Origin of the sequence: Heliomicrobium modesticaldum Ice1 (assembly GCF_000019165.1) — a bacterium.
Classification (GTDB): domain Bacteria; phylum Bacillota; class Desulfitobacteriia; order Heliobacteriales; family Heliobacteriaceae; genus Heliomicrobium; species Heliomicrobium modesticaldum.
This window is the reverse complement of record NC_010337.2, coordinates 1,903,491-1,928,164: the sequence shown is the minus strand read 5'-3', so window position 1 is coordinate 1,928,164 and position 24,674 is coordinate 1,903,491. Positions and strand designations below refer to the sequence as shown.

The window sequence follows — 24,674 nt, the reverse complement described above, 5'->3', positions numbered from 1 at the left end:
AGCATGGTGAGGCGCTCTACGGTGCAACCGGATTTATCGGCAACGGGCAGACGAGTCGACTCACCATAGTCACTTTTTGCCGATATTTTACCACATATCTCAGCAAAGAGGCACATCATCCGTCTCCGAACGCGAAATGGCGAAAAAACCTCACCGCCCAATGCCGCTCCTCACTTCGTCTCCTGCAGGAGACGCTATGGCAACTCGCCCTTTTCCCCCTAGGCGCGCCGCCGCAGCCGTTCCAACAACTCGGCAAAACCGGGGAAGGACACATCGATGCTGCCAGCGTCGTTGATCACCGTCTCCCCTTCCGCCAGCAGTCCGGCCACAGCCAGCGCCATGGCGACGCGATGATCGCCGTGGCTCTCCGTCGCTGCCCCCCGCAGCGCAGCGCCGCCCCGGATGATCATCCCGTCAGGTCTCTCCTCAATATCGGCGCCGAGCTTGCGCAGCTCCCTTATCATGACGGCGATGCGGTCCGTCTCCTTCACCCGCATCTCGGCGGCGTCGCGGATCTCCGTCGTCCCCTCTGCGAAGAGGGCGGCTACGGCGATGATCGGCAGTTCGTCGATGAGGCGGGGGATGATGGCACCGCCGATGGTCGTCCCTTTCAAAGAGGCGCTTCGGACGATCAGATCAGCCACAAGTTCTCCAGCCACCTCGCGGGCATTTTCCACCTGCACATCTCCGCCCATGGCCCGCAGCACTTCGATGATGCCGTCCCGCGTCGGGTTGACGCCGATGTTGTAGAGGACCAGCTCAGAACCGGGCACGATGGAAGCGGCGACGAGCAAAAAGGCGGCCGACGAGATATCGCCGGGAACCTCCACTTCTTGGGCGCGCAGTTCGGGAAAGCCCTCGACGGAAGCCGTCAATCGGTCCTCTGAACGCCCGATTTTCGCGCCAAAAGCGGCCAGCATCCGCTCCGTGTGATCCCGCGAAACCAAAGGCTCCCGGACGCTGGTGCAGCCCTCGGCAAAGAGCCCCGCCAAGAGCACGGCCGACTTGACCTGGGCGCTGGCGACAGGGCTGTTGTAGTGGATGGCTTCCAAAGCCATCGATGCGCCGTTGATGGCCAGGGGCGCCTTGGTCGCATTCTCACGACCCCAGATGGACGCGCCCATCTCCAAAAGCGGACGGGTGACGCGCCCCATGGGCCGCCGCCGAATGGAGGTGTCGCCAGTCACTATAGAAAAAAAGGGCAGGCCGCTGAGGATGCCGGTCATCAGCCGGATCGTCGTGCCTGAATTGCCCACATCGAGCACCTCCGAGGGTTCTTTCAACCCCCCCGGCCCTTGACCGTAGACAACCACCTCGGACGGATTAGGCTGTTCGATCCGGACGCCGAGTTTACGGAAACAATCGATGGTGGAAAGGCAATCCTGGCCGGGCAGGAAGCGGTGGACTCGCGTCACCCCCCTGGCCAGCGCGCCGAACATGACAGCGCGGTGGGAGATGGACTTGTCGCCGGGGACCTCCGTTTCGCCGCGCAAAGGGAGACCCGGTCGTATGGCGAGGCTTTTAAGCGCTGCTGTTTGCACATCGTTCATGGGATCCAGGATCTCCTTTTTTATCGTATTTTAGAAAAGGCGGTTGTCTTTCGCGCCGAGGCACCGAAGCAACCGCCTGAAAAAGCGAGAATGAACGCTACCACCGCTTGACGATGATGCCTGCCCCAGCGAGCACCTCCACCGCGCCGTCGGCATCAGGCGCCTCGTAAAAGCCGATGCGGATGGTCCCGCCGTGGCCTTCGCGGACGCGCAAGATCTCGATGTCGGCGATGTTGATGCCGTTGTCGCCAAGGAGGCGGGCTATCGTGCCGATCACACCCGGCTCATCCGGCACGGTAAGGACGATCTCATGGATGCCGGGCAGGATCCCTTTGGCCTTGCCGGGGATCGAAAGTCGGACCTCCCGCGCATGGGCGAGGGTTTCCCGGAGAGCTTCCATTTTCGAGCCACAGGCGCCGCAGGCGTCGATCTGCTCTTCCAGCCGGTCCAGAGCGCTGCGGAAGCAGCCGATCATATGTAGCAGCGGCTCCCGGTTGGTGCAGGCGATGTCGACCCACATCTGCGGGTCGCCGGCGGCAACCCGCGTCGTGTCTCGGAAACCGCCGGCCGCCAGCATGGGCGCTTTCGGATACTCCTTCGCCACTTCGCTCAAGGTCTCAACCAGAGCGACGGCCATCATATGGGGCAGGTGGCTGACCAGGGCGACCATGCTGTCGTGCTCCTCGGCGCTGATTCGCAGCACCCGTGCACCGGCGGCTTTGATCAGATCTTCCAGGGCTTGCAGCGCCGCAGCGTCAGTATCAACATCCGGCGTCAGCACGTAGACGGCGTTTTCCAACAGGTAGCGATCAGCGCCCCGGATCCCCTGTTTTTCCGAACCAGCCATGGGATGGCCGCCGACGAAGCGGACGCCGGGCGGGAGCAACCGGCCCATCTGTTCGAGCACCCACTGTTTTGTCGATCCCACATCGGTGACAATAGTCCCCGGCTTCAGCCGGTGACGGATGGAGGCGATGATGGCCGGATAGGTGCAAACCGGCGTGGCCAGCACGATCAGATCCGCCTCCGCAACAGCCTCCGCAGCGTCCGCTTCGACCCGATGGGCCGCGTAAGTGGCCAGGGCCAGCTTGCGCGTCTCCTCATCGCGGTCGACGCCGATCACCTCATCGACCAGCTGTCCCTGGGTCAAGGCCATCGCCAGGGAGCCGCCGATGACACCAAGGCCGATAATGACCACGCGGCGAAAGACATCAGCGCCTGCTATCTTTTCCTCTAATGTACGGCAAACGGTTCTTTCCGCCTCTTCCATGCCTTCACCCCCGGAGATAGCTGCCCAGCACACGGGTCAAGGTGGTGAACTGCCCGATGGCGTTGAGCGCCTCGGCCACAGTGCGATCGCGCTGGTGTCCGACAAAATCGATGAAAAAAAGGTATTGGCCCAGTTCGTGCTTGGTAGGCCGCGATTCGATGCGGGTCAGGTTGATCTCCCGTTCGGCAAACTCCTTCAAAATGGCATAGAGGCCGCCAGGTCGATCCTGGGGCAGTGAACAGACCAGGGATGTCTTGTCGTTGCCCGTCGGTTCTGTCAACTGCCGTCCGACGACAACGAAACGGGTCTTGTTGTTCGGCCGGCTCTGGATATCGGACTGAGCAATCTGGAGGCCGAGCCGTCGGGCGGCGAAGGCCGAACCGACGGCAGCCCGCGGCGCCTCGGGAACAGTCAATTCCAGGGCTTTCTTCGCGCCTTCCACCGTCGAAGCGGTGGCGATGAGCCGCGCATTCGGCAGCTTGGCCTCGAGAAATCTGCGGCACTGGGCCAGCGGCTGCGGGTGCGAATAAACCTCGACGACACGGGTCCAGTCGACACCCGGTGGAACGAGCAGGTGATTATGGACGGGGAGGATCAGTTCTCCGAAGATGAACAATCCCGGATTTTCTACCAGTTCGTCCAGGGTCTGGTTGATCGTGCCCTCGATGGAGTTCTCCAGAGGCAGGATGGCAGCCTCGATCTCCCAGAGGCTCAAGGCCTCGTAAACGGCGGAGATGCTGGAAAAAGGCCGCAAGGTCGTATCCGGTAAAAAAAAGGCCCGGGCCGCTTCTTCGCTGAAGGTGCCTTCAGGCCCCAGATAGCCCACCGGCCCCTTGACGGCGCCGGCGAGCCCCTTCGGTTGTCGCTCAGTCATCATATCTCTCATCCGTCTCCTTGCCGGTATTCGCTGTGTTGAGATTCCCTTCCCGATCCTCCCCGGCAGCGACGGCAGATCGACAATTTTTCTTACTAAGCCGTCCGTCCCATCACGCCGGCCAGGCGGCGCAGTTCGTCCATGAGGCTGGCAAACTCCTCAGGCCGCAGGGACTGGGGACCGTCGCAGAGCGCTTCGGCCGGGTTGGGATGGACCTCGACCATGATCCCGTCGGCGCCAGCGGCGACAGCGGCCATCGACATGGGACGGACGAGGTGGCGCTTGCCGGTGCCGTGGCTGGGGTCGACGATGATCGGCAGGTGGCTCAGGCTCTTGATGATCGGAATCGCGCTCAGGTCAAGGGTGTTGCGCGTCTGCGTCTCAAAGGTGCGGATGCCCCGTTCGCAGAGGATGACGTTGTAGTTGCCGCCGGCCATGATGTATTCCGCCGCCATCAGCCACTCCTCGATCGTGGCCGACAGGCCGCGCTTGAGCAGGATGGGTCGGTTCACCCTGGACAGTTCACGCAACAGGTGGAAGTTCTGCATGTTGCGGGTCCCAACCTGCAGGATGTCGCTGTATTCGGCGATCATCTCGATGCTGCGGGTATCCATGACCTCCGTGCAGATCAGAAGCCCCGTCTCCTCCCGCGCCTGGGCCAGGAGTTTGAGTCCCTGTTCCTCCAGTCCCTGGAAGGCGTAGGGGGACGTGCGCGGTTTGAAAGCGCCGCCCCGAAGGATCCTGGCGCCGGCTGCCTTGACGGCCTGAGCCGATTCAAGAAGCTGCTCCCGGCTTTCCACGGCGCAGGGGCCGGCAAAGACCTGCAAGGCATCGCCGCCGATCTCCACGTCGCCGATGCGGATGACCGTGTTCTCATGACGGAAGGAACGGCCGGCCAATTTATAAGGTTGAAGGACAGGCATCACTTTCTCCACTCCCGGTTGCGCCTCCAAGGTCGATGCGGAGATCCGGGACTTGTCGCCGATGACGCCGATGATTGTTTTTTCGACGCCTTGAGACAGGTGAATCTGCAGCCCCTCTTTGGTTAGGCGCTGCTTGATCGCCTCGATTTGCTGGGCCGTTGCCCCTTCGCTCATCACAATGATCATGTGACAAATCCTCCCTCGTCCTTCTGTTAATGTGTCCGGTCGGAAGGTCAGGCAATCGTCGGCCCGAGAAGACAAAAAGGCACCCCAGCAGGCGGAGTACCTTCAAAATCGACAGCCAGACTCCTACCGTACTTCCATGCTACAAAAAAAACAGCCCATCACCAGCGGTGCACCGGAGGACGACCCCATCGCCTCCGCTACCTCGACCATCTCCGAGAGATGATCCCTACAATACCCAATATAGCACAGCCCCCACCTAGCTGCAACCTTTTCCAATTGTCCGAATTTGACTCAGGGATATTCCGAGCGCCTTTTTATCAGATACCCAGAATCAACCGACAGCCGCCGCCATCTCTCGGGCAAAAGCGCCCACCTCAGCGAGCATTCTCGCCCGGTCACCGAGGTTTTGGGCGATGAGCTTGACGATGGCGCTGCCGACGATGACGCCGTCACAGTTGGGCGCCACGATCGCCACATGCTCCGCCCTGGAGATGCCGAAGCCGAGAGCCAAGGGAACATCGGTCATCGCCCGCACCCGTTCCAGCAAGGCTGCCGCGTCAGGCGGCAGGTCAGACCGCATCCCCGTCACCCCAAGCAGTGAGACGCAGTAGATGAAACCGCGCGCCTTTTCGGCGATCCGTTGAATGCGTTCCGGTGTCGATGTAGGCGCGACCAGAGGAATCAAGGCCAACCCTAACTCATCCAGGGGTTCTCTCAGCACGCCGCCTTCTTCGGCCGGCAGGTCGGCGACGATGACGCCGTCGACGCCGGAGGCCGCCGCTTCGCGGGCAAAGCGCAAAAGGCCGAAGCGCAGAACCGGGTTGTAATAAGTGAGGAGGACGATGGGGATCGACGTCTCCCGGCGCAGCGTCCGCACCATCGCCAGCACTTTGGTCAGCGTCGTCCCACCGGCCAGCGCCCGGACGGCCGCCTCCTGGATGACGGGCCCATCGGCGACAGGGTCGCTGAAGGGAACGCCCAGTTCGATGATCGAGGCGCCATTCTTCTCCAGCGTCAGCACCAGTTCCCGCGTCGTCTCCAGATCAGGGTCTCCCGCCGTCACATAGGCGATGAAGGCCCGCTTGCCTTCGGCTTTCAGGTTGGCGAAGGTCGCAGTCAACCGTTCTGTTCCACGCAGGTCTTCCATCTCAGCCCACCTCCCCGGCCAGTGTGTGCACGTCTTTGTCGCCGCGGCCCGACAGGTTGACGATCAACAGGCTGTCCGGGCTCATCTGGGGCGCCATTTTCGCCGCCTGGGCGATGGCGTGGGCGCTTTCCAGGGCCGGCAGGATGCCCTCCGTCAGGGCCAGGATGCGGACGCCCTCCAGGGCTTCTTTATCGGTGATCGCCACAAACTCGGCTCTGCCGCTGTCTTTTAAGTAAGAGAGTTGGGGTCCCACACCGGGGTAGTCAAGACCAGCGGCGATGGAATGGGTCCCCATGATCTGCCCGTCGTCGTCCTGCAACAGGTAGGAGACGGCGCCATGCAGCACACCGGGGAGGCCGGCCGTGAGCGACGCCGAGTGCCGCCCCGTCTTCACCCCGTCACCGCCGGCCTCGACGCCGATCAGGCGGACCGACGCATCGTCCAGGAAGCCGGAAAACATGCCCATGGCGTTGCTGCCGCCGCCGACACAGGCCAGCACGGCGTCGGGAAGGCGGCCTTCCTTGTCCAGGATCTGGGCGCGCGCCTCGATGCCGATGACCGACTGGAAGTACCGCACAATCGAAGGATAGGGATGAGGGCCGGCGGCGGTGCCGAAGCAGTAAAAGGTGTCCTGCACATTGGCCACCCAGTCGCGCATGGCCTCGTTGATGGCGTCTTTGAGCGTCCGCGTGCCCGAGGTGACGGCGATCACCTTCGCTCCCAACAGTTGCATGCGCAGCACGTTCAACGCCTGGCGCTCTACGTCTTCCGCGCCCATATAGACCTCACAAGGGATGCCGAAGAGGGCGCAGGCCGTCGCCGTGGCCACGCCGTGCTGTCCGGCGCCCGTCTCGGCAATGACCCGTTTTTTGCCCATCCGCTTGGCCATCAGCACCTGTCCGAGGGTGTTGTTGATCTTATGGGAACCGGTATGGTTCAGATCCTCCCGCTTCAGGTAGAGGCGGGCGCCGCCCAGGTGTTCCGTAAGCCGCCGGGCAAAGTAGAGGCGGCTGGGCCGGCCGGCGTATTCGGCGAGGAGCGTCTGCAACTCCTCCCGAAAGACAGCATCGTCGGTCATCTGCCGGAATGCGGCCTCCAGTTCCTCAAGGGCCGGCTTCAGCGTCTCGGGGACAAAGGCGCCGCCGAAAGCGCCAAAACGACCATCTGGGGGAAGCTGTCCAATCAAGGCGGACACCTCTTTCTTATTGTGCAAAATCATTCGTTCACCGAAGTCGCGTGAGCTCCAAAGCGCCGGCTCATTGCCCGATGCACTGGCCCGTCGACAGACTTATCATCGTCCATCGTCATCGCCAAAGCGAAATCGCGTCGCTTCCACAAAGGCCGCCGCCTTCGCCAGGTCCTTTTTCCCGTCCGTCTCGACGCCCGAGGCCACGTCGACACCGAAGGGACGGACGCGAACGATGGCCTCACGGACATTATTCGGGTTTAATCCCCCGGCCAGGATCAGCGGACGGCGCAGTCTGCCGCCGATCTTGGACCAATCGAAGGCCCGCCCCATCCCGCCGAGTGCGTTCGGGCAGTAAGCGTCGATTAGAAAGGCGTTGACATCGTACTCATGGGCCGCTTGGGCCAAAGATTCCCAGTCCGTAAAGGCAGTGGCACCTGCTTTTGCTGCCGGCGCGCCGTCGCCGAACCGGAAGGCCTTGATCACCGGGTAGGACCAGCGGCGGCAGTATTCGGGCGTCTCTTCACCGTGAAACTGGAGCGCCTGGAGCCGGCAAAAAGAGGCGATCTCCTCGACGCTGTAGCGGGGCTCATCGGCGAAGACGCCGACGACAGAGACGAAGGGCGGCAGTTCAAGGATGATCTCCCGGGCCGCCTCCGGGTGGATATAGCGGCGGGAAGGGCGAACAAAATTGAAAGCAATGGCATGGGCGCCGGCGCCCAGGGCCGCTTCCGCATCTTGAAAAGAACGAATGCCACAGATTTTCACGCGCGGGTTGGCGAACATGGCAGGACCTCCCTTGAAAAAAAGGGTGCCTTGAACCGTACCCTGTGAAGGCACCCTTGTTGTATGATTCTAAAGGCCGCTTCGATTTTCAAGACCGATCAAGTCCCGCAAGGCCTTCCCGGGGTCGGCTGCCGTCACCAGGGCTTCGCCGACGAGGATGGCGTCAAAACCGGCCGCCAGAGCGCGCTGCCCGTCGCTGGCGCCGCCGATGCCGCTTTCGGCCACCTTGACGACGCCCTCCGGCAGCGCCGCGCCGAGGCGCAAGGCCTGCTCCTTGTCCACCTTCAATGTGGCCAGATTGCGAGCATTGATGCCGACAACCGGCAGCCAGCCGGGCCGCTGCGCGCGGTTTTTCTCTACCGCCTCCGCCGCCCAGGCCAGGTCTTCCTCGCCATGAACCTCGATCAGCGTGTGGATTCCGAACTCCAAGGCGGCGGCGCACATCTCGTCGAGGCGGGACGGCCCGAGCATGGCGGCGATAAGCAGACAGGCATCAGCGCCGCAGAGGCGGGCCTCCGCAATTTGATAGGGGTCGATCAGAAAGTCCTTGCGCATCACCGGCAGGCTGACCTGTTCCTTGGCTTCCTGGAGATCGTCGAGACAACCCAAAAAGTATTTTTCCTCCGTCAATATGGAGATGGCCGACGCACCGGCCTGTTCATAGCGAGCAGCCAGGTCACCTGCCTTCGCCTCCGGAAAGAGGGGGCCTTTAGAGGGCGAAGCCCGTTTCACCTCGGCGATGACCCGGACAGGCCCCGAGGGACGCTGCCGCCGGAGCGCCCCGGCGAAATCCAGGACCGGCCCCATGCGGGCGATGCCGCGCGCCAGTTCGGAAAGGCCGACTTCCTGGCGCGCTTTTAGGACGCGATCAGCCTGGATCTCCCACAGGATCGCCAAAAAACCTGTCAAGGGGATCGGGGAAACCGGATCAGTCATACGCTCACCCCGCCTACTCGAAAGGAGGCCGCTGCCGCCGTAAACGCTTTGACCCGCTCCAGCAAGGCCCGCGCCTCGCCGCTGTCGATGACCGACCGGGCCAAAGCGATCCCCTGCGCCAATCCGTCAACCTTCCCGGAGACGCAGAGGGCGGCGGCAGCGTTCAAGAGGACAATATCCCGACGAGGCCCCGCCTCGCCATTCAAAATCGCCTCAGTGATGGCGGCGTTCCGCTCGCGGTCGCCCCCTTTCAAGTCCTCGGGGGCGCAATAGTTGAAGCCGTAGGCGCGGGGATCGAGGGTCTCCAGGTGGACCTCTCCCGCTTCCAGCCGGGCCACCGTCGTCGGCGCCGTCAGGCTGATCTCGTCGAGGCCATCCTGACCGTGGACCACCCAGGCCGATGTGACCCCGAGGCGGCGAAGCACCTGGGCGATCACCTTCACCCGTTCGGCGCTGCTGACGCCGAGCAGTTGGCGCTCGGCCCCGGCAGGGTTGCTCAAGGGGCCCAACAGGTTAAAGACCGTCGGCACGCCCAGCTCCCGCCGTGTCGGCGCCGCGTGGGCCATGGCCCGGTGGCACTGGGGGGCGAAAAAGAAGCCGAATCCCGTCTGCATCAGACACTGATAGGAGTAGTTCGGCGCCAGATCGACGGTGACGCCGAGGGCCTCCAGCACATCGGCCGAACCGGCGCGGCCTGACATGGCCCGGTTGCCGTGCTTGGCGACAGGCACACCGGCGGCGGCCACGACCAGGGCGGCTGTCGTGGAGATATTGAAGGTTCCGGCGCCATCGCCGCCGGTTCCGCAGGTATCGACCAGTTGCCGCCGCGTCATTTCAAAGGCTGCAGGCACGTATTCGGCCAGTTCGCGACCTACCCGGCTGCGCATGGCCCGGGCGAAACCGGCGATCTCCTCTTCACCCTCGCCGGTCAAGCGCAAGGCGACGAGCAACGCCGCCAGTTGCACCGAGGGGACCTTCCCCTCCATGACGGCGTTCATCAGTTCCTCTGCCCGCTCTTCGCCGAGGCGCTCGCCACTCAACAGGCATTTAAGGCTGTGCTTGGCTATCGCCAGGGACTGGCTCATCTCGTCTCACCTCTGCTGTATCTTACACTGAGAAAATTGCGCAACAACCCTTTCCCTGCCTCCGTCAGGATCGACTCCGGATGAAACTGCACGCCCTCGACGGCATACTCCCGGTGGCGAAGACCCATGATTTCGCCCTGGTCGCTCCGCGCCGTGACCTCCAGGCAGTCAGGCAGGCTCTCCTCCTCGACGATCAGCGAGTGGTAGCGCGTGGCCGTGAAGGGATTGGGCAAGCCCGCAAAGATCGTCCGCCCGTCATGGTAGATCGGCGAAGTCTTGCCGTGCATCAACCGGGACGCTCGGATGACGCGCCCGCCGAAGACCTGACCGATCGACTGGTGACCGAGGCAGACGCCCAGGATGGGAATCTGCCCGGCGTAGCGGCCGATCACATCCATCGAGATGCCCGCCTCATTGGGGGTGCAAGGTCCCGGCGAGATGACGATGTGGGAGGGGGCGAGGCCGGCGATGGCCTCAGGCGCGATAGCGTCGTTGCGGTAAACCTCAACGGCGTCGACCATCTCCCCCAGGTACTGGACCAGGTTATAGGTGAAGGAATCATAGTTATCGATGACGACGATCACTGCAATCCCCCTTCCGCCGAGAATAGGGCCTCAAAGAGCGCCCTCGCCTTGTTCATCGTCTCGGCATACTCCGTCTCCGGGACCGAGTCGGCCACAATCCCGGCGCCGACCTGGATCTGCGCCTTCCCGTCGCGCATCAGCACCGTGCGGATGGTGATGCAGGTGTTCAGGTTGCCGTCGAAACTGAGGTACCCGACAGCACCGCCATAAGGCCCCCGGCGCACCGGCTCCAACTCGTCGATGATCTCCATGGCCCGGATCTTGGGGGCGCCGCTCAAGGTGCCCGCCGGCATGACGCAACTGAGGGCATCCAGCGCCGTCACAGCCGGTTTCAACTCCCCGGCGACGCGGCTGACGATGTGCATCACATGGGAGTAATGTTCCACTTCCATAAACCGTTCCACGCGGACTGATCCGATCTGGCAGACCCGGCCCAGGTCGTTGCGGCCCAGATCGACCAGCATCAGGTGTTCAGCCCGCTCCTTCTCGTCGGCCAGCAGTTCCTCAGCCAGGCGACGGTCCTCGTCAGCGTCGCGACCGCGCGGCCGCGTCCCGGCGATAGGGTGCGTCTCCACGCGCCTGCCTTCGACACGGATTAGCGCCTCTGGCGACGAACCGGCCACCTGCATCCCCGGCAGGTTCAAGTAGAAGAGGTAGGGCGACGGGTTCAACGAGCGCAGCGCCCGGTAGACATTCAAGGGGTGAGTGCGCAGCGGACGGGTGAACCGCTGGGAAAGGACGATCTGGAAGGCGTCACCGGCGGCGATGTACTCCTTGCAACGCCCCACGGCCGCGCAGAAACCGGCCCGGTCGAAGGTGGAGGTCATCTCATCGCCGGCTGCAAAAGCAGACGGAACCTGCTTTTCATCGGCAGCTCCTGCCTTGACCGCTGTATCTGCCGGTATCTTTGCAGACATCACCGCCGACACTTCTAGGGGCAGCGGCGACGCCGGTTCGCGCAGCCGCTCGAACAGTCCCGCCAGTTGCGACTGGCCATAACGGTAGGCGGCCTCATCGCCGGCTTCGGCCAGCAGCACCAGGGTGCCCCGATGGCGCAGGTGATCGATGATCAGGGTGTAGCGGGTGATCATCAGCATCATTTCCGGCAGTTGTCGGTCATCGACGCTGTGCTCAGGCAGTCGCTCATAATGGCGAACAAGATCGTAAGAAAAATACCCCACCGGGCCGCCGTAAAAAGGCGCCAAACCTGCATTGGGCGGAACGGGGGCGACCTTCAGATCGGCCAGCCACTGTCCCACACCTTTGAGGGGATCGCCGGCATTTGAGCCGGTGGCGTTGGCAGCCGGCTCAGGCGGCCAGGAGAAAAAAGCCAGGGGCTCAGCGCCGGCGTAGGAATAGCGCCCGAGGACAGTGCCCCGCTCCACGCTCTCCAACAGATAACCCAAGCCCTCGCCAGCCAGCTTGCGATAAAGCGTGATCGGCGTATCCTCGTCGGTGCTGAAGGATATCCACATCGGGACGTACCGGTATTCCCGGCTCAGCCGGACAAAGTCGACCGCATCGGGGGCAGTGCGGTGCTGGATCAACCTTCACCCTCCTTCCAGGCGAAGTGTGCAGCGAGACCGGAAAAAAGCGAACAAAAAAACCGGCCCACCGAAGGTAGACCGGCTTCCTGACAACATCAGAAAATACCGCCTCTCCGCTCGACTCCACTGGACTCCGCTCAACTACTCTAAAACTCATCTCGCAGTAAAAGTACCATAGCTGTATGGAAATGTCAACGATCTTTCGGAAAGGGCGCCATCGCTTTTTTACTTGCAATGGAACACCCCATGGAGTACCTTGTACATAAGGCCCTAAATGGAAATACCCCTTACATAAAAAGGAGTGAACCCGCCTGAAGAGCATGAAAAAAGGACCCCTCTGCATCCCCGCCTTCCTGGTTGCCCTCCTGTTCGCCTGCTGGACAACCATTCTCTATCCCTTCGGCGCCGCGAGCGCAACGCCGGCAGCCGCTGCCTCTGCCCAATCTGTACCGTCTCCCCCATCATCTGAAGCATCTGCCAAAATCGACTCCAAACTGCTCGAGATCCGCCGCCTCATCTCCGATTACTACGTCGATGAGCCCGCCTCCGAGGTTTTTGCGCAAAGCACGATCAAAGCAACCCTACAAGCCCTCAATGACAAGCACTCCCTTTACCTCGATGAAGAGGAATACGAACAGCTGCTCGAATCGGTCAACCTGAATTACTTCGGCGTAGGCATGGTCATCGCCCCCGGCGCCGATTATCCTGTCGTAGAAAAAACCTTCCCCGACTCTCCAGCCGAAAAAGCCGGCATCAAAAGCGGCGACACCATCACCGGCATCAACGGCGAATCGACCCATGACCTATCGGTGGACCAGTTAGCCAAAAAAGTGCGCGGCCCCGAAGGCACCACCGTCAAGCTCACCATCAAACCGGCCAAGTCAGAAGAAGAACAGACGGTCGAACTGATGCGGCAGCGCATCGATCTCCCGCAGGTCGAAGGAAAGATGCTGGAAGGAACCATCGGCTACATACACATCAGCACCTTCGGCGATCGGACCGGGAAGGAATTCAAAACCACCTACGAAAAACTCGAATCGTCCGGCATGAAGCAACTGATCATCGACCTCCGCGGCAACGGCGGTGGCGAGATCACAGCGGCGGAAACTGTGGCCGATTTCCTGCTCCCCGAAGGCCCCCTCTACCACATGGCCGGCCGAAAATTACCCAAAGAAACCTTTACCACCACCGGCAAGGAAAGGCCCATCCCCATGGTCGTCCTCATCGACGACGGCTCCGCCAGCGCCTCAGAACTGCTCGCCGCCGCCCTGCAGGAACGGGCGAAAGCCGTCCTCGTCGGCACAAAAACCTACGGCAAGGGATCGGTCCAGACCCTCTTCGATCTCCAAGCCGGCGGCGTGCTGAAGCTGACCATCGCCCGCTACACCACCGCTATGGATCGGCCCGTTGACAAAGTGGGTTTGACACCGAACCAGCTGGTCGGGTACGAACCGCTCCAACTGATCCGGGCGCAAGACCTTCTCTCTTCCAAGCGGTCGACAGCGCTGCGCCTGACCCTTGACCAACCGAAAGCCTGGGTCTCCGATGCGCCGGTCCCCCTCGACAGTCCCCCCTTCCTAAAAGACGGTCAGCCATATTTGCCCCTCCGCTTCTTAGGAGAAGCACTGGGCGGAACCGTGGAGTACCGGGAGCTTGACCGACGGGCAACCATCACCGTCGATGGGAAAAGCCTCGACTTACCGCTCGATGGCGGACAGGTGCAGTTGAATCATCAGCCAAGCGCAGATATTGAACCATTGCCGGTTGTAGGCGATCGTGTGCTTGTGCCGGTGCAGTTGCTGAGCGAAAAACTTGGCTTCGAAGTGGAATATGGCGATGAAACTAAAGAAGTGCAGATCAGGCTGCCCCAAAAGGACCTTTCGGTCCCGCACTGAATGGACGAACAGAGGGCTCTTTGCCCTGCGATCAGGTTTCCTTCGCCAAGAGCCGCCGGATATGCTATAATCTGATGGGAGTTATTTTCATTTGAGAAAGGAGTTTCTAGGCCTGTGAAGATCATCTATCATGTTGGCGATATGCAAGGATGGCCCAAGGTTTTCAACAGTCTGGCCGGGTTCTTTCAAGTTGCACCGCAGTCCTTCGATCTGCTGATCCTTGCCAACGGACCGGGCGTGCAAGGCCTCGTCAAAACCGATGCCCCGCAAGGCGACTTCTCCCCTTACGACAGACTGCCTGAGTTGGTAGAAAAAGGGGCCAAGATCCTCGCTTGTGAAAACGCCTTGCGGCGCAACAACATCGATGTGAAAGCACTCCCCGCCTTCGTCTCTACCGTTCCGTCGAGCATCGTGGAACTGGCAGAAAAACAAGCGGCCGGATATAGCTACATCCGAGCCTAAGAAACGAAAAGGTTAAAACGTTCGCGTGCCAAAAGACTGAACATGCCCCGCTGCCCTGCATTGCTTTTTTGAAGCCATACAGGGCATTTGACTTTCGGAGCCAAGCGACGATCACATCATGGGCCTTCCCGGTTGCTCTTGAGCGCGTCGCGCCGCATCATCGGCCGGAATGAAATCCCACTCCGCATCGACGGAGACAAGGCTCCCCTCCTTGGCCGACCGCAGGATGTCGAGAATCGTCTTCGTATCGCCATACTCCAACTCCGGCGGGACAGCGATCGCCTCTTGCCCGGTCATGGCCTTATGGAAGTTGAGCAGTTCATTGTAATACCCCCGCTGCGGTCGGTACGGGATCAGTTCCGACTTGCCATCATTGTGGGCTACGTTGATGAAACCGCAATCCCGCTCCTCCAGATAGATCATCCCTGTCGTACCGAAGATGCGCAAGCCCACCAGCGGACGTTGCATCTCTTTGCCGGCGGTGAAGAAGGAGAACTGGCCCACAACGCCGCTCTTGAAGCGGAAGTTGACTGAGACGGAGGCATAGGGGGCGTATTCGCCGTTATGGAGCGGCACGCCGAAGGCTTGCAGCTTATCGATAGGTCCGAAGATGTGCCGCAAGGCTGCCATATCGTGGACGCCCGTGTCCATGATCACGCCGCCCGGGTAGTCGGGGTGCTGCCGCCAGGGCGAATTGGGGAACTTGTTCGGCTTGCCCATCTCGCAAGGGAAGCAGGCCACCCGGTTTTGCATAAAGTAGTAGATATCACCGACCCGCTTCGTTCGCACCAGGTCGCGGATGATATTGACCTCCTCATTGAAGCGGTAGTTTTCGGCGATCATGATCGGCACATTGTACTTCTTGGGCAGTTCTGCGTGGGCCTTCGCCTGCTCCAGCGTGGGCGCCAAGGGCTTTTCACAGATGATGCCCTTTTTAGTGCCCGAAATCGCCTGAGCCACCGCCTCCGTCACCTTGTAGTTGAGTTCGATGGGCACCATAATGTCAATGACATCGATATCATCCCGTGTCACCATCGCCATATAATCGGTGTACACATCGGCGTCAGAAAGCCCCAGCCGCCGCGCCCATTCAGCAGCCTTTCCCCGATTGATGTCACAGATCGCCTTGATCTCATAATGATCCTTCAGTTCCTGAAAGGCCGGGTAATGGAGCTGTTCAAAGGCCATGCCGGCTCCGATGATACCTACACGCAGTTTTCGCATCCTAACTCGATCACTCCTTCGCTGATTTACACCATTTGCTGTGTTGCTCTCTGTCGAATCCTGGCACGGAATTAATGTTCCTAAACAAAAGGGCAGCTATTCCGGGGAAGAGGCAGCCTATAACAGTTGCACCACGGAAAAACCGACCGCTTCAGGACGGTTTTTCCTTATTTTTTTAAAATATTTCAGGACTACGGTCTTATATATGAAAATTCTACCCTATGTTACATTGGTTTTGGGACAAGCAACGAGACAAACAACACAGAAAAGGAGTTTGCACAGGTCATGCGAAACAAACTGCGCTTCATCGTGCCACTGCTCCTGATCCTGTCCCTGCTCCTTCCCGGTCTGGCCTTGGCGGCAAAAAAAGAGGCGACACCTGGCACACTGAAGAAAACGACCGTTACCAGCCCGACTGCCCCTACCCCAGCCCCCACCGAACCGACTACAACCCAACCTGCTGTAACGGAACCCACTGCGACCGAACCGACCGCGACCCAACCGACTGCGACCGAACCCACCGCGACCCAACCCACCGCGACCGAACCGACCGCGACCGAACCCGCCGCGGCCGAACCCACCGCGACCGAACCCGCCGCGGCCGAACCCACCGCGGCCGAACCCGCCGCGGCCGAACCCGCCGCGGCCGAACCCGCCGCGACCGAACCCGCCGCGACCGAACCGGTATTCACTCCGGCGCCCCCGCACAGCAAGATCATCCTCGGCTACTACCCCGTCGACTATGCGGGAGACAAGGCCGCCTATAACTCCCTCGTCAACTACGGCAGCTCCATGAACGCCATCTCTACCTTCACCTATCTGGTAGACGGGCAGGGCAACCTGACCGGCACCGCTCCCACCGACGGGCTCACCCTGGCCAAGTCCAAAGGCATCAAAACCTACGCCTTGATCCACAACTACACCAATGGCGGGTTCAACCAAAGCATCGCCTCTTCCTTGCTCGGCAGCGCGGCGAACCGCCAGAAGGTGATCAACCGGTTAAAGACCATCCTGCCTACATACGGCTACGCCGGCGTCAACATCGATATCGAGTACATCCACCCGTCCGACCGGGCCAACTACACCCAGTTCGTCAGAGAAGTGAAAGAAGCCCTTGGCCCCATGGGGTATACAGTCATCCTCTCTGTCACCGGCAAGACCTACAATGACACCACCTCCAACTGGGGGGGCGCCTTCGACTTCAACGCCATCGGTCAGTACGCCGACTACGTGCAGATCATGACCTATGACGAGCACTACCCCGGCGGGACCCCCGGCCCGATCGCCTCCATTGGCTATGTCACCAAGGCCGTCCAGTACACCCTGTCGACAATGCCCAAGGAAAAGATCCTCCTCGGCATCGCCACCTACGGCTATGACTGGTATGGAACCAGCACGAAAACGGTAAACTACCTCACTGTACCCAAACTGCTCAGCCAGTACGGTGTGACGCCCAAATGGGACGAAACGTCAAAATCACCCTGGTTTACATACACCGACAGCTATGGCCGTAGCCATACGGTGTGGTATGAAGACGCCCGGTCCACCGAATACAAACTGGACCTCGTCAACCAGTATGGCCTCGGCGGCATCGGCATCTGGCGCCTCGGCTTCGAGGATCAGCGCTTCTGGGATGTCGTCAAGGCCAAACTGAAGTAAAAAATGACTGCCTCCGTAAATCGCTTAACAGGGACCCTGGTCTTTCTTTGCGCGACAACATATTTCCCGATGCAACACTGAAGATAATGGACAAAAAACTGCGCATATTGGGGAAAAACAAAAGCTCCCTTCCGTCTTTTGCGGATGGGAGCCTCTTTTACGCCTTGGCGCCCGGATCGATGCTGTCATCAGGCCTTTCCGCCTTCTCTACATCGATGGCAAAAATCCAGCGATTCAAGATCCGGCGCAGATCGGCCGAACGGATCGGTTTACTGATATAATCGTCCATGCCACAGGCCAAGCACTCCTCCCGGTCGCCGCGCATCGCTCGGGCCGTCATGGCCACGATGGGAACATGACCGCCCTGTTCCGCCTCGATCCGGCGGATCTCCCGGGTAGCCTCGAAACCATCCATCTCCGGCATCTGGCAGTCCATGAGGATCAGGCTGTATTTCTCGCGCCGAACGGCCTCAACAGCCTCGCGGCCATTGGAGACGGCAAGCAGGGGGAGGCCGAACTTCTTCAACTGAATGGAGGCCAACTTCTGGTTGACAGGGTTATCTTCCACCAACAAGATCCGTTTTTCCGGCAGTTCGGGCAAGAGCAAATCAGCCTTTTCCTGGGCCCGGCTGTCCTCAGCAGCCTGAGCGGATGATTCCAACAGCGGCATTGTAAACCAGAAGGTCGTCCCCAGCCCGGGAATACTCCGAAAACCGATCTCACCGCCCATCAGCTCGACGAGCCGCTTGGAAATGGCCAGCCCCAAACCGGTCCCCCCGTACCGGCGCGCCGTCGACATGTCGGCCTGGGAGAAGGGTTGAAAAAGGCGGGGCGCCACCTCATCGGTGATGCCGATGCCCGTATCGCAAATCTCAAAGCGAAGAAAGCGGGCAACCTCGTTCACAGGATCGCTTTGCTCCGCTCGAGAGTCCATGGCGATCCGCAGGGCGACCTTTCCTTTTTCCGTAAACTTGACGGCGTTGCCGCCGAGGTTGATCAAGACCTGCCGCAGACGAATAGGATCGCCCCGCAAAAAAGGAGGGACCTCTCTGTCAATGTCACAGGTAATGTCGAGGTTTTTCTGCTCCGAACGAACGCGCAAGAGGTTGACCACATCATTGACGACGGCGCGGAGCTCGTAGTCGACAACCTCCAACTCGATCCGGCCGGCTTCCATCTTGGAAAAATCGAGGATGTCATTGATGATCGACGACAAGAGCCGCGAAAGCTCGCCGATAGTGCGCCCGTAGCTGGCCTGTTCCTCCGTCAAAGCGGTGTCGAGAAGCAGGTCGATCATGCCGATGATCCCATGCAGGGGCGTGCGGATCTCATGGCTCACCGTCGCCAAAAAAGCGCTCTTGGCCCGGTCTGCTGCTTCGGCCCGCTCCTTGGCCATGTGCAGCTCCTCTTCGGCACGCTTCCGCTCCGTTATGTCCCGAGTGACGAAGACGACCTCCTGTACCTTCCCCGTTTCCATGTTCTGCACAGGCCGGACAGTCGACTCAAACCAGACATACCGCCCGTCTTTGCGCCGCATCCGGTATTGGAACAGGCGCGGCTCTAGGCGGGCTATGGCTTCGCGGAGGTTGTCGCCTACCCGGTCCATGTCTTTGGGGTGCAGAAATTCGTATCCCGAACGGCCGAGGATCTCTTCCGGCTCATAACCCAAAAGGGAGCGGCTCGCCGGCGACGCATAAAGAATTATGTTCTCCGTCGTATGGCGGGAGATCAGATCAGAGGCGTATTCGGCCAAGAGCCGGTAGCGTTCCTCGCTCTTTTCAAATTTCTTGACGAGGACACGCTGCAGGTTCACCAACTCGTTGTTGAGGCGCGTCACCTCTTCATAAAGCTCACTGTCCCAATCGGCCTGAGTGCCCGTCTGGGCGGCCAGTTCCTTCAGCGTCGACCGCAAAGCCGGCGCCTGGCTGCCGCTGTCGGCCATCTCCTCATAGAGACGGGCCATGGTGGAGCGAGTCCTCGCTCCGGCGATGAGCATCTTCCCCTCTGAGGCGCAACCGGCGAAGTAGAGGCCGAGCACCTGATCACCCAAGGGAACGTTCAGCTCCCAGTTGAAGACGGAACCCTGTTTGCGCAGGGCAGCCAAAAAGTTGAGAGCCTTGTCAGTGCAACTCCGATCGACGATGCCGGGAAAGGGCTGACCCGCCCGGATCCGCGCAGAAAATCCCAGCCTGTTGCTGTTCACGCGCATGATCATGCCCTGCCAGTCACAGATCAGCGTGATTCCGTTGCCATTCTCCACTGCGCTCATGGGGAGAACACTCCTTTATTGGCGAGGAGGCCTCCGTCATCACTCGCCTGTCACTAGCCGGTTTGCCGTATCCACCGCAGCCAACGCGTCCGCCGCATAGGCGTCGGCGCCAACCTGCCGCCACAAATCCTTTTCAATGTTGAAGGGATAGCCGCCGACCATGATCTTCACGTTGCCCACATCCTTGGCGGCGCGGACCACCCGGATCATGTCCTCGACGTTTCGCACATGGAAGGTCATCGTCGCCGACAGGGCGAGCACCTGGGCGTTGTTATCGCGCAAGGCCTGGACCACGTTGGCCGCCGGCGTACTCGCCCCAAGGTAGTAAGTATCCCAACCGTCCATCTCCAAAAAGTCAGCCACCATGCGGATCCCGATCTCATGCAGTTCACCGCTCACAGAAGTGGCGACGAGCCGGCGGTTTTTGGAGGGACCTGAAAAAACAAAGGGATACAACTGGGCCATGATCATCTGGGTGGCCGCCGAGCAGTAGTGCTCCTGCGCCACATTGATCCGGTTCATCTGCCAGAGGCGGCCGATCTCGTACTGGCTGCGCTGAAAGAATCGAGTAGGAGGGGGTGATTAACCCCCGTCCTCTCACACCACCGTACGTACCGTTCGGTATACGGCGGTTCATGCTGGTTGACGATGAGATTGGTATGTTTCGACTAAACTGACTAAGCCCTGTTCCCGCCAGTAGGCGAGGCCAAGGGCTTTATTCATTTGCGGGGTCAAGGACAGACGCCAATATCCTTTTCGTGAGCCGCTGATGTTGCATGCCCATTCCTCCGGGATCCCCAACGCCACTAAGTTTCGTCTTCGTGTCTTCGGGCGCTTCCATTGCTTGAGCAGGCACATCCGCAGTCGTCGGCGAAGCCACTCATCCAACTCTTTAAGTACGCTTGGCGTGTCAATGAGTCGAAAGTAGCCCATCCAGCCTTTCAGGTATTGGTTGAGGGTGACCAGTCGGTCCTCCATCGCAATGCTTCGGTTCCGCCCAGTGAACTGGCGAATCTTCTCTTTCACCCGTTTCACCGTTTGGGGGGCGAGCCGAATCTTTGCTGCCTTATGCCACGTAAATGAAAACCCCAGAAACTTTCGGTTCCAGGGTCGGTCGACTGCGCTTTTCTCCCAGTTGACCTGCAGTTTTAACCGCCCCTCCAGAAACTTTGCCATACCCTCCATCACTCGTTGCCCTGCCCGTCGACTGCGGACGTAGACGTTACAGTCGTCGGCGTACCGGCAGAAGCGATGTCCCCGGCTTTCCAGTGCCTTATCCAAATCATCCAGGATGATGTTCGCCAGCAAAGGGCTGAGTGGACCTCCCTGGGGTGTTCCTTCCTCGCTCTTCACACGAATCCCGTTGAGCATGACCCCGGCCTTGAGGTATTCTCGGATCAACTTCAAGATTCGTTTGTCCTTCACCTTGCGCGCTACGCGCGCCATGAGAATGTCGTGATTGACGCGATCAAAGAACTGGGCCAGGTCCATGTCAACCACCCATCGGTAGCCGTCGGCGATGTATTCCTTCGCTTTCTTCACCGCTTGGTGCGCACTCTTTCCCGGACGAAATCCGTAGCTGTTCGTGGAAAAGTCAGGGTCGAAGATCGGCATCAGGATCTGGTTCAGGGCCTGTTGGATCAGTCGATCGACGACAGTGGGAATGCCCAGCTTCCGTGTTCCGCCTTGGGGTTTGGGAATTTCAACCCGCCGGACCGGTTGCGGTCGATAGGTCCCCTCCAACAATTCCTGTTTAATGCGCGACCATTCCTCTTTTAGGTACGGGCGCAGGGATTCTAGCCCCATACCGTCGATTCCGGCCGCGCCTTTGTTGGCCATGACTCGCTTATACGCTTCCGTCATGTTCCCTCGTTCGACGACTTTCTCCATCAGGTCATACGTCTCTTCGCGGGGTTGCTTCGCTTCTTGTGCCGGTAACGCGCTCGGCACTCCACCGGTCCCCTGCGGATTCACCGCTTCCTCCCGTTGGCAGTTCCCTTTCGGGATATTCGGCTGTCTCTGCGCGTCACGCGAACGCATCGTCGCTTCCCCTTCCATCATGTTCGGTCCTTCATCTGGCCGGACGTCGGGCCAGCCTACTATGACCTCTGCTGACTCCTGCCGGTTCAGCCACGCCTTTCGGCGTGGTTTCCCAAGTTACTTGGTCCCCCGGCAGGCCTCCCCGGGTAAGAACGTTGCCTTTCCCTCCATCTACCCGCCCCATTTACTCTCGGCAGCCTTCGGTGACAAGGACTTCGCTTTGTTCGGCAAGCTCATCCAACTGCCGCTAGCCTCACCTGGGGTTCGTGGTCCTCGGGCCGGAGGTTTGCCGCTGGCTTCCTTCAGATTCCGCCTCGCGGCGGACACCCTTGCCTTAAGCTAACGCCTACTGCCACCTTCGGCGTTCGGGACTTCCACCCTAGAGACAACGCCCATGCCGGGCGCACCGAAAAGATAGATGTCCCGCACGGGAACGCCCGACTGAACGGCGTCCAAGATCAACCGCGCAGCGCCATGCCGTTCCCCTTGCAGCAGCGTGTCCAGGTACTGGCGCGCCAGATCGCTCAAGGGCGCATCGGCCGTAAAATAGGTCGGCAGTTCGACCGGCGACTCATCGAGACCGTTGATGCTCAGATCGAGGTATTCAGAGGCAATATTGCCCACATCGACCGGCAACATCTCGCGGAGAACGTCCTTGGTAAAAGATAGGTTCTTGGCCAGGTCGGCGACAGGGATGCCGCGGCCAGACAGGAGGACCTTCACCCAGGAGACATAATCCGTAAACAGAGACGGGCTTTTCGTCGCCACCGCCTCAGAGAGGAAGGACAGCTGCGCCCGGATATCTTGCAGGGCGCGCAGGCGCCCGATGTCGTTGAATTTCTCCGTCAGTTCCGTCGGCGCCACCGATTGGCGCACTAGGATCGCCTCCGACAACTGCGGCAGTTTGTCTTCAAATATTTTACTGATCCGGCAATAGTGATCGCTCATGGCCTTCCCCTCACTTCCCGTCGTCAGTGCATCTACTGTCTGGGAAACTCGTCAAGCCACGTTCTTGTATCCATTAGGACAATATTCCATACAAGACTGTCGATTCCTGCATATGACGAAAAAAAGGGCTTATTCCGGGTGATGACCCACCAGGTGTCGAAGGATCTTTTGGGTTCGTTCGAACTCGCGAGCCACCTGCTCCGCCTTGACCGACGCCGAATCGAGACACCCTTGCCGCACCATGGTCTCCAGTTCCTTGCTGCAGGCCGACAAGGCATTGGCGCCGATGCCGGCGCTGCTGGACTTGAGGCTGTGGGCCAGGTTAGCCAGCGCCTGCGCGTCCCGCTGACGGACCGCTTCTCGCAGCGCCTCGATCTTCGGCGGCGTGTCGCGTAAAAAGATCTCGATCACCTCTGTGACAATGTCTGGTTCGTCCTCTACCTGCAACTCCCGGAGGCGGTCCAATACGCTGCAGTCGATAGGGTCTGTATCGCAAGCGCACCCTGCGCGGGGGAACGGGGAAAGCCAGCGTTCAAGCACCTGGCGCAAGGCCTGGATGACAAAAGGCTTGCTCAGGTAGTCGTCCATCCCCACTTGGAGGCAGCGCTCCTTGTCGCCCTGCATGGCATAGGCCGTCATGGCGATGATCGGCCTATGTACGCCCTGTTCCCTCTCGTAGGAACGGATGAGCTGAGTGGCCTCATAACCATCCATGACCGGCATCTGGCAATCCATCAAGATCAATGCGTAGCGACCGCTCCGCGCCGCTTCCACCGCTTCCCGGCCGTTCATGACGGCGTGGGCCTGCAAGCCCAACTTTTTTAACTGCAATAAGACGAGTTTCTGGTTGACGAGGTTGTCTTCGGCAAGGAGGATCATCGGCTCCGCACCGGATTCTTGGACGATCGGCGCACCCTTAAGCACATCACCTTCTCCTTCCCCTTCTTCGCAGACTGAACAGCCCGGCCGCTTCTTTCGCTTCTTGAAACAGCCCCTTGGTCCGTCATCCCAACCGCACAGTGCCCTCCGACGGTTTGCTTCGGTTGACACGAAAGGTACATTCAAGTTAGAACAAATCCTGATAAAACATCACAATAACATTCTATACAATGAGGGACGATCCCTTTTTCGAACAACGGTCTGTTGCAAATCTTCACAAAAAAAATACAAAAAAAGGCCGCCCCTCAAGAAAGGGGCGACCGCGTCATAGAGCGGATTGTATCGGCTGTCTTCCGCGATGATCGTTGGCAAAAGGAGAACCTTATGTTCACCGGCTCAAGTCTGGCCGCAGTCGGACGGCGCCGCCCAGGTAGACATGAACCATATCTTCTTGGCCCTTGGGCGTGTTGACATGAATCAACACCCGCACACAGCGGCCCAACGCCTCGGGCACATTGATCTCGCTCATGCACATGAGCGGCACCTGGTGCCATCCCGCCTCCCGGGCCGCGTAAGCCGGAAAATCGGCGTTCAGATCCGGCGTGACCGTAAAGATGGCCGAGGCGATGTCTTCGAGCCGCAACCTGTTGGCCTCGACGATCTCCCGCAGCAGTTCCTTGGTGGCCTGCTGGATCGCTTCCTTAGTGTTCTCCTCGACAGTGACGGCGCCGCGGATGCCGCGCACATAATTGACCGTCATGTCTATCCCCCCTGCCGTACTGCTGTGCTACAATGCCGCGCGATGGCCCATGCCGACAGCCACCTCATCGAGATGGAGCAGGCCGATGCCGAAAAAGACGGCCACACTGATGTGATCATGGTACCGGGCAATCCCCACCTTGCCGCCGATGTTCAGCCCTACAGCCTTCGGCAGGATCTGGGTCAGCGCCTCGTGAGTGGCACCGGCGACGGCGCCCTCCTCCGGGTGGCTCTCCCGGATGACCCCTTCCCGCTTGGCCGCCACGACCGCCCGTTCGATGATCTTCTTCACCGCCGGAATGAACTCGCCGCCGTAGTCGACTGCCGCTGTCCGGATCCCCTCTTCGGCATAGAGGCGGCGCAACTGATGCTCATCTTCCCGGCTCTCACTCATGGCCAGTCGCAGGGCGGCGGCTGCGACGCGTTTGCTGCCTGGATTGCCTCCCATGAACCGTCCTCCCATTC

At 60.3% G+C, this 24,674-nt stretch carries 22 protein-coding genes and 1 pseudogene; 3 read left to right on the top strand and 20 right to left on the bottom strand.

The annotated features are described in order from the left end of the window. Positions 1–218: 218 nt before the first annotated feature. From aroA to trpE, 11 genes are all read right to left on the bottom strand, one after another. Positions 219–1,550 (bottom strand): 3-phosphoshikimate 1-carboxyvinyltransferase, encoded by a 1,332-nt coding sequence (aroA, locus tag HM1_RS08665; RefSeq protein ID WP_049754094.1) that lies wholly within the window; start codon positions 1,548–1,550, stop codon positions 219–221. Between the two features lie 97 nt (positions 1,551–1,647). Continuing rightward, a complete protein-coding gene (locus HM1_RS08660; RefSeq protein ID WP_012282984.1) occupies positions 1,648–2,820 on the bottom strand; it encodes a prephenate dehydrogenase in 1,173 nt (390 codons plus the stop codon). 4 nt (positions 2,821–2,824) lie between these two features. Continuing rightward, on the bottom strand, positions 2,825–3,697 hold the full coding sequence (gene pheA / locus HM1_RS08655) for a prephenate dehydratase (protein ID WP_049754093.1): 873 nt from the start codon (positions 3,695–3,697) through the stop codon (positions 2,825–2,827). Positions 3,698–3,789: 92 nt separating this feature from the next. After that, entirely contained in the window at positions 3,790–4,803 is a 1,014-nt protein-coding gene (gene aroF / locus HM1_RS08650; RefSeq protein WP_012282982.1) for a 3-deoxy-7-phosphoheptulonate synthase, read from the bottom strand. 331 nt (positions 4,804–5,134) lie between these two features. Beyond that, a complete protein-coding gene (gene trpA, locus HM1_RS08645; protein WP_012282981.1) occupies positions 5,135–5,950 on the bottom strand; it encodes a tryptophan synthase subunit alpha in 816 nt (271 codons plus the stop codon). A 1-nt stretch (position 5,951) separates the two neighbouring features. Further along, positions 5,952–7,169 (bottom strand): tryptophan synthase subunit beta, encoded by a 1,218-nt coding sequence (gene trpB, locus HM1_RS08640; RefSeq protein ID WP_012282980.1) that lies wholly within the window; start codon positions 7,167–7,169, stop codon positions 5,952–5,954. A gap of 72 nt (positions 7,170–7,241) precedes the next feature. Beyond that, positions 7,242–7,922, bottom strand: coding sequence for a phosphoribosylanthranilate isomerase (locus HM1_RS08635; protein ID WP_012282979.1), 681 nt, complete (start codon positions 7,920–7,922; stop codon positions 7,242–7,244). Between the two features lie 69 nt (positions 7,923–7,991). After that, entirely contained in the window at positions 7,992–8,858 is an 867-nt protein-coding gene (locus tag HM1_RS08630; protein ID WP_012282978.1) for an indole-3-glycerol phosphate synthase TrpC, read from the bottom strand. Then, positions 8,855–9,943 carry an anthranilate phosphoribosyltransferase gene (gene trpD / locus HM1_RS08625; RefSeq protein ID WP_012282977.1) on the bottom strand — a complete coding sequence of 363 codons (1,089 nt, stop codon included), beginning with the start codon at positions 9,941–9,943 and terminating at the stop codon, positions 8,855–8,857. The genes HM1_RS08630 and trpD overlap by 4 nt, the downstream gene beginning before the upstream one ends. Further along, positions 9,940–10,527 carry an anthranilate synthase component II gene (locus HM1_RS08620; protein ID WP_012282976.1) on the bottom strand — a complete coding sequence of 196 codons (588 nt, stop codon included), beginning with the start codon at positions 10,525–10,527 and terminating at the stop codon, positions 9,940–9,942. Before HM1_RS08620 ends, trpD begins: the two co-directional genes overlap by 4 nt. Further along, the gene (gene trpE, locus HM1_RS08615) at positions 10,524–12,074 is read right to left on the bottom strand and encodes an anthranilate synthase component I (protein ID WP_012282975.1); all 1,551 of its coding nucleotides are present in this window, start codon (positions 12,072–12,074) and stop codon (positions 10,524–10,526) included. The genes HM1_RS08620 and trpE overlap by 4 nt, the downstream gene beginning before the upstream one ends. A 320-nt stretch (positions 12,075–12,394) precedes the next feature. On the opposite strand from trpE, the gene HM1_RS14665 reads away from it, so the two are divergent. Both HM1_RS14665 and HM1_RS08605 read left to right on the top strand, forming a co-directional pair. Beyond that, positions 12,395–13,969: a S41 family peptidase gene (locus HM1_RS14665; protein ID WP_012282974.1), complete on the top strand. Its 1,575-nt coding sequence runs from the start codon at positions 12,395–12,397 to the stop codon at positions 13,967–13,969. A 114-nt stretch (positions 13,970–14,083) separates the two neighbouring features. Next, positions 14,084–14,431 carry a DsrE family protein gene (locus HM1_RS08605; RefSeq protein ID WP_012282973.1) on the top strand — a complete coding sequence of 116 codons (348 nt, stop codon included), beginning with the start codon at positions 14,084–14,086 and terminating at the stop codon, positions 14,429–14,431. A 111-nt stretch (positions 14,432–14,542) separates the two neighbouring features. Here the strand turns inward: HM1_RS08605 and HM1_RS08600 are convergent, their stop codons facing one another. Beyond that, positions 14,543–15,655 (bottom strand): Gfo/Idh/MocA family protein, encoded by a 1,113-nt coding sequence (locus tag HM1_RS08600; RefSeq protein WP_012282972.1) that lies wholly within the window; start codon positions 15,653–15,655, stop codon positions 14,543–14,545. A 126-nt stretch (positions 15,656–15,781) separates the two neighbouring features. Between HM1_RS08600 and HM1_RS15790 the strand changes: the two genes are divergently transcribed. Beyond that, on the top strand, positions 15,782–17,314 hold the full coding sequence (locus tag HM1_RS15790; protein WP_012282971.1) for a glycosyl hydrolase family 18 protein: 1,533 nt from the start codon (positions 15,782–15,784) through the stop codon (positions 17,312–17,314). Positions 17,315–17,471: 157 nt separating this feature from the next. Here the strand turns inward: HM1_RS15790 and HM1_RS08590 are convergent, their stop codons facing one another. The 8 genes and pseudogenes from HM1_RS08590 to HM1_RS08560 form a co-directional block, all read right to left on the bottom strand. After that, entirely contained in the window at positions 17,472–19,583 is a 2,112-nt protein-coding gene (locus HM1_RS08590) for a PAS domain-containing hybrid sensor histidine kinase/response regulator (RefSeq protein ID WP_012282970.1), read from the bottom strand. A 39-nt stretch (positions 19,584–19,622) separates the two neighbouring features. Then, the gene (locus tag HM1_RS08585) at positions 19,623–20,048 is read right to left on the bottom strand and encodes a cobalamin B12-binding domain-containing protein (RefSeq protein ID WP_335324184.1); all 426 of its coding nucleotides are present in this window, start codon (positions 20,046–20,048) and stop codon (positions 19,623–19,625) included. Then, positions 20,049–20,129, bottom strand: a pseudogene (locus HM1_RS16535) (B12-binding domain-containing protein); the annotation flags it as partial. 87 nt (positions 20,130–20,216) lie between these two features. After that, positions 20,217–21,644, bottom strand: coding sequence for a group II intron reverse transcriptase/maturase (gene ltrA, locus HM1_RS08580; RefSeq protein ID WP_012281204.1), 1,428 nt, complete (start codon positions 21,642–21,644; stop codon positions 20,217–20,219). A gap of 318 nt (positions 21,645–21,962) precedes the next feature. Beyond that, the gene (locus HM1_RS08575) at positions 21,963–22,571 is read right to left on the bottom strand and encodes a hypothetical protein (RefSeq protein ID WP_012282968.1); all 609 of its coding nucleotides are present in this window, start codon (positions 22,569–22,571) and stop codon (positions 21,963–21,965) included. A gap of 129 nt (positions 22,572–22,700) precedes the next feature. Next, a complete protein-coding gene (locus HM1_RS08570; RefSeq protein WP_012282967.1) occupies positions 22,701–23,495 on the bottom strand; it encodes a response regulator in 795 nt (264 codons plus the stop codon). 343 nt (positions 23,496–23,838) lie between these two features. Further along, positions 23,839–24,210 (bottom strand): chorismate mutase, encoded by a 372-nt coding sequence (gene aroH / locus HM1_RS08565; protein WP_012282965.1) that lies wholly within the window; start codon positions 24,208–24,210, stop codon positions 23,839–23,841. Positions 24,211–24,237: 27 nt separating this feature from the next. Then, a complete protein-coding gene (locus HM1_RS08560) occupies positions 24,238–24,657 on the bottom strand; it encodes a HutP family protein (RefSeq protein WP_012282964.1) in 420 nt (139 codons plus the stop codon). Between the last annotated feature and the right edge of the window lie 17 nt (positions 24,658–24,674).

Bases quoted from the DNA above. Each gene is read 5' to 3' on its own strand.
- aroA (WP_049754094.1), bottom strand. From the start codon at position 1,550: ATGAACGATGTGCAAACAGCAGCGCTTAAAAGCCTCGCCATACGACCG.
- HM1_RS08660 (WP_012282984.1), bottom strand. From the start codon at position 2,820: ATGGAAGAGGCGGAAAGAACCGTTTGCCGTACATTAGAGGAAAAGATA.
- pheA (WP_049754093.1), bottom strand. From the start codon at position 3,697: ATGATGACTGAGCGACAACCGAAGGGGCTCGCCGGCGCCGTCAAGGGG.
- aroF (WP_012282982.1), bottom strand. From the start codon at position 4,803: ATGATCATTGTGATGAGCGAAGGGGCAACGGCCCAGCAAATCGAGGCG.
- trpA (WP_012282981.1), bottom strand. From the start codon at position 5,950: ATGGAAGACCTGCGTGGAACAGAACGGTTGACTGCGACCTTCGCCAAC.
- trpB (WP_012282980.1), bottom strand. From the start codon at position 7,169: ATGATTTTGCACAATAAGAAAGAGGTGTCCGCCTTGATTGGACAGCTT.
- HM1_RS08635 (WP_012282979.1), bottom strand. From the start codon at position 7,922: ATGTTCGCCAACCCGCGCGTGAAAATCTGTGGCATTCGTTCTTTTCAA.
- HM1_RS08630 (WP_012282978.1), bottom strand. From the start codon at position 8,858: ATGACTGATCCGGTTTCCCCGATCCCCTTGACAGGTTTTTTGGCGATC.
- trpD (WP_012282977.1), bottom strand. From the start codon at position 9,943: ATGAGCCAGTCCCTGGCGATAGCCAAGCACAGCCTTAAATGCCTGTTG.
- HM1_RS14665 (WP_012282974.1), top strand. From the start codon at position 12,395: ATGAAAAAAGGACCCCTCTGCATCCCCGCCTTCCTGGTTGCCCTCCTG.
- HM1_RS08600 (WP_012282972.1), bottom strand. From the start codon at position 15,655: ATGCGAAAACTGCGTGTAGGTATCATCGGAGCCGGCATGGCCTTTGAA.
- HM1_RS08590 (WP_012282970.1), bottom strand. From the start codon at position 19,583: ATGAGCGCAGTGGAGAATGGCAACGGAATCACGCTGATCTGTGACTGG.
- HM1_RS08585 (WP_335324184.1), bottom strand. From the start codon at position 20,048: ATGGCCCAGTTGTATCCCTTTGTTTTTTCAGGTCCCTCCAAAAACCGC.
- ltrA (WP_012281204.1), bottom strand. From the start codon at position 21,644: ATGATGGAAGGGGAAGCGACGATGCGTTCGCGTGACGCGCAGAGACAG.
- HM1_RS08575 (WP_012282968.1), bottom strand. From the start codon at position 22,571: ATGAGCGATCACTATTGCCGGATCAGTAAAATATTTGAAGACAAACTG.
- aroH (WP_012282965.1), bottom strand. From the start codon at position 24,210: ATGACGGTCAATTATGTGCGCGGCATCCGCGGCGCCGTCACTGTCGAG.
- HM1_RS08560 (WP_012282964.1), bottom strand. From the start codon at position 24,657: ATGGGAGGCAATCCAGGCAGCAAACGCGTCGCAGCCGCCGCCCTGCGA.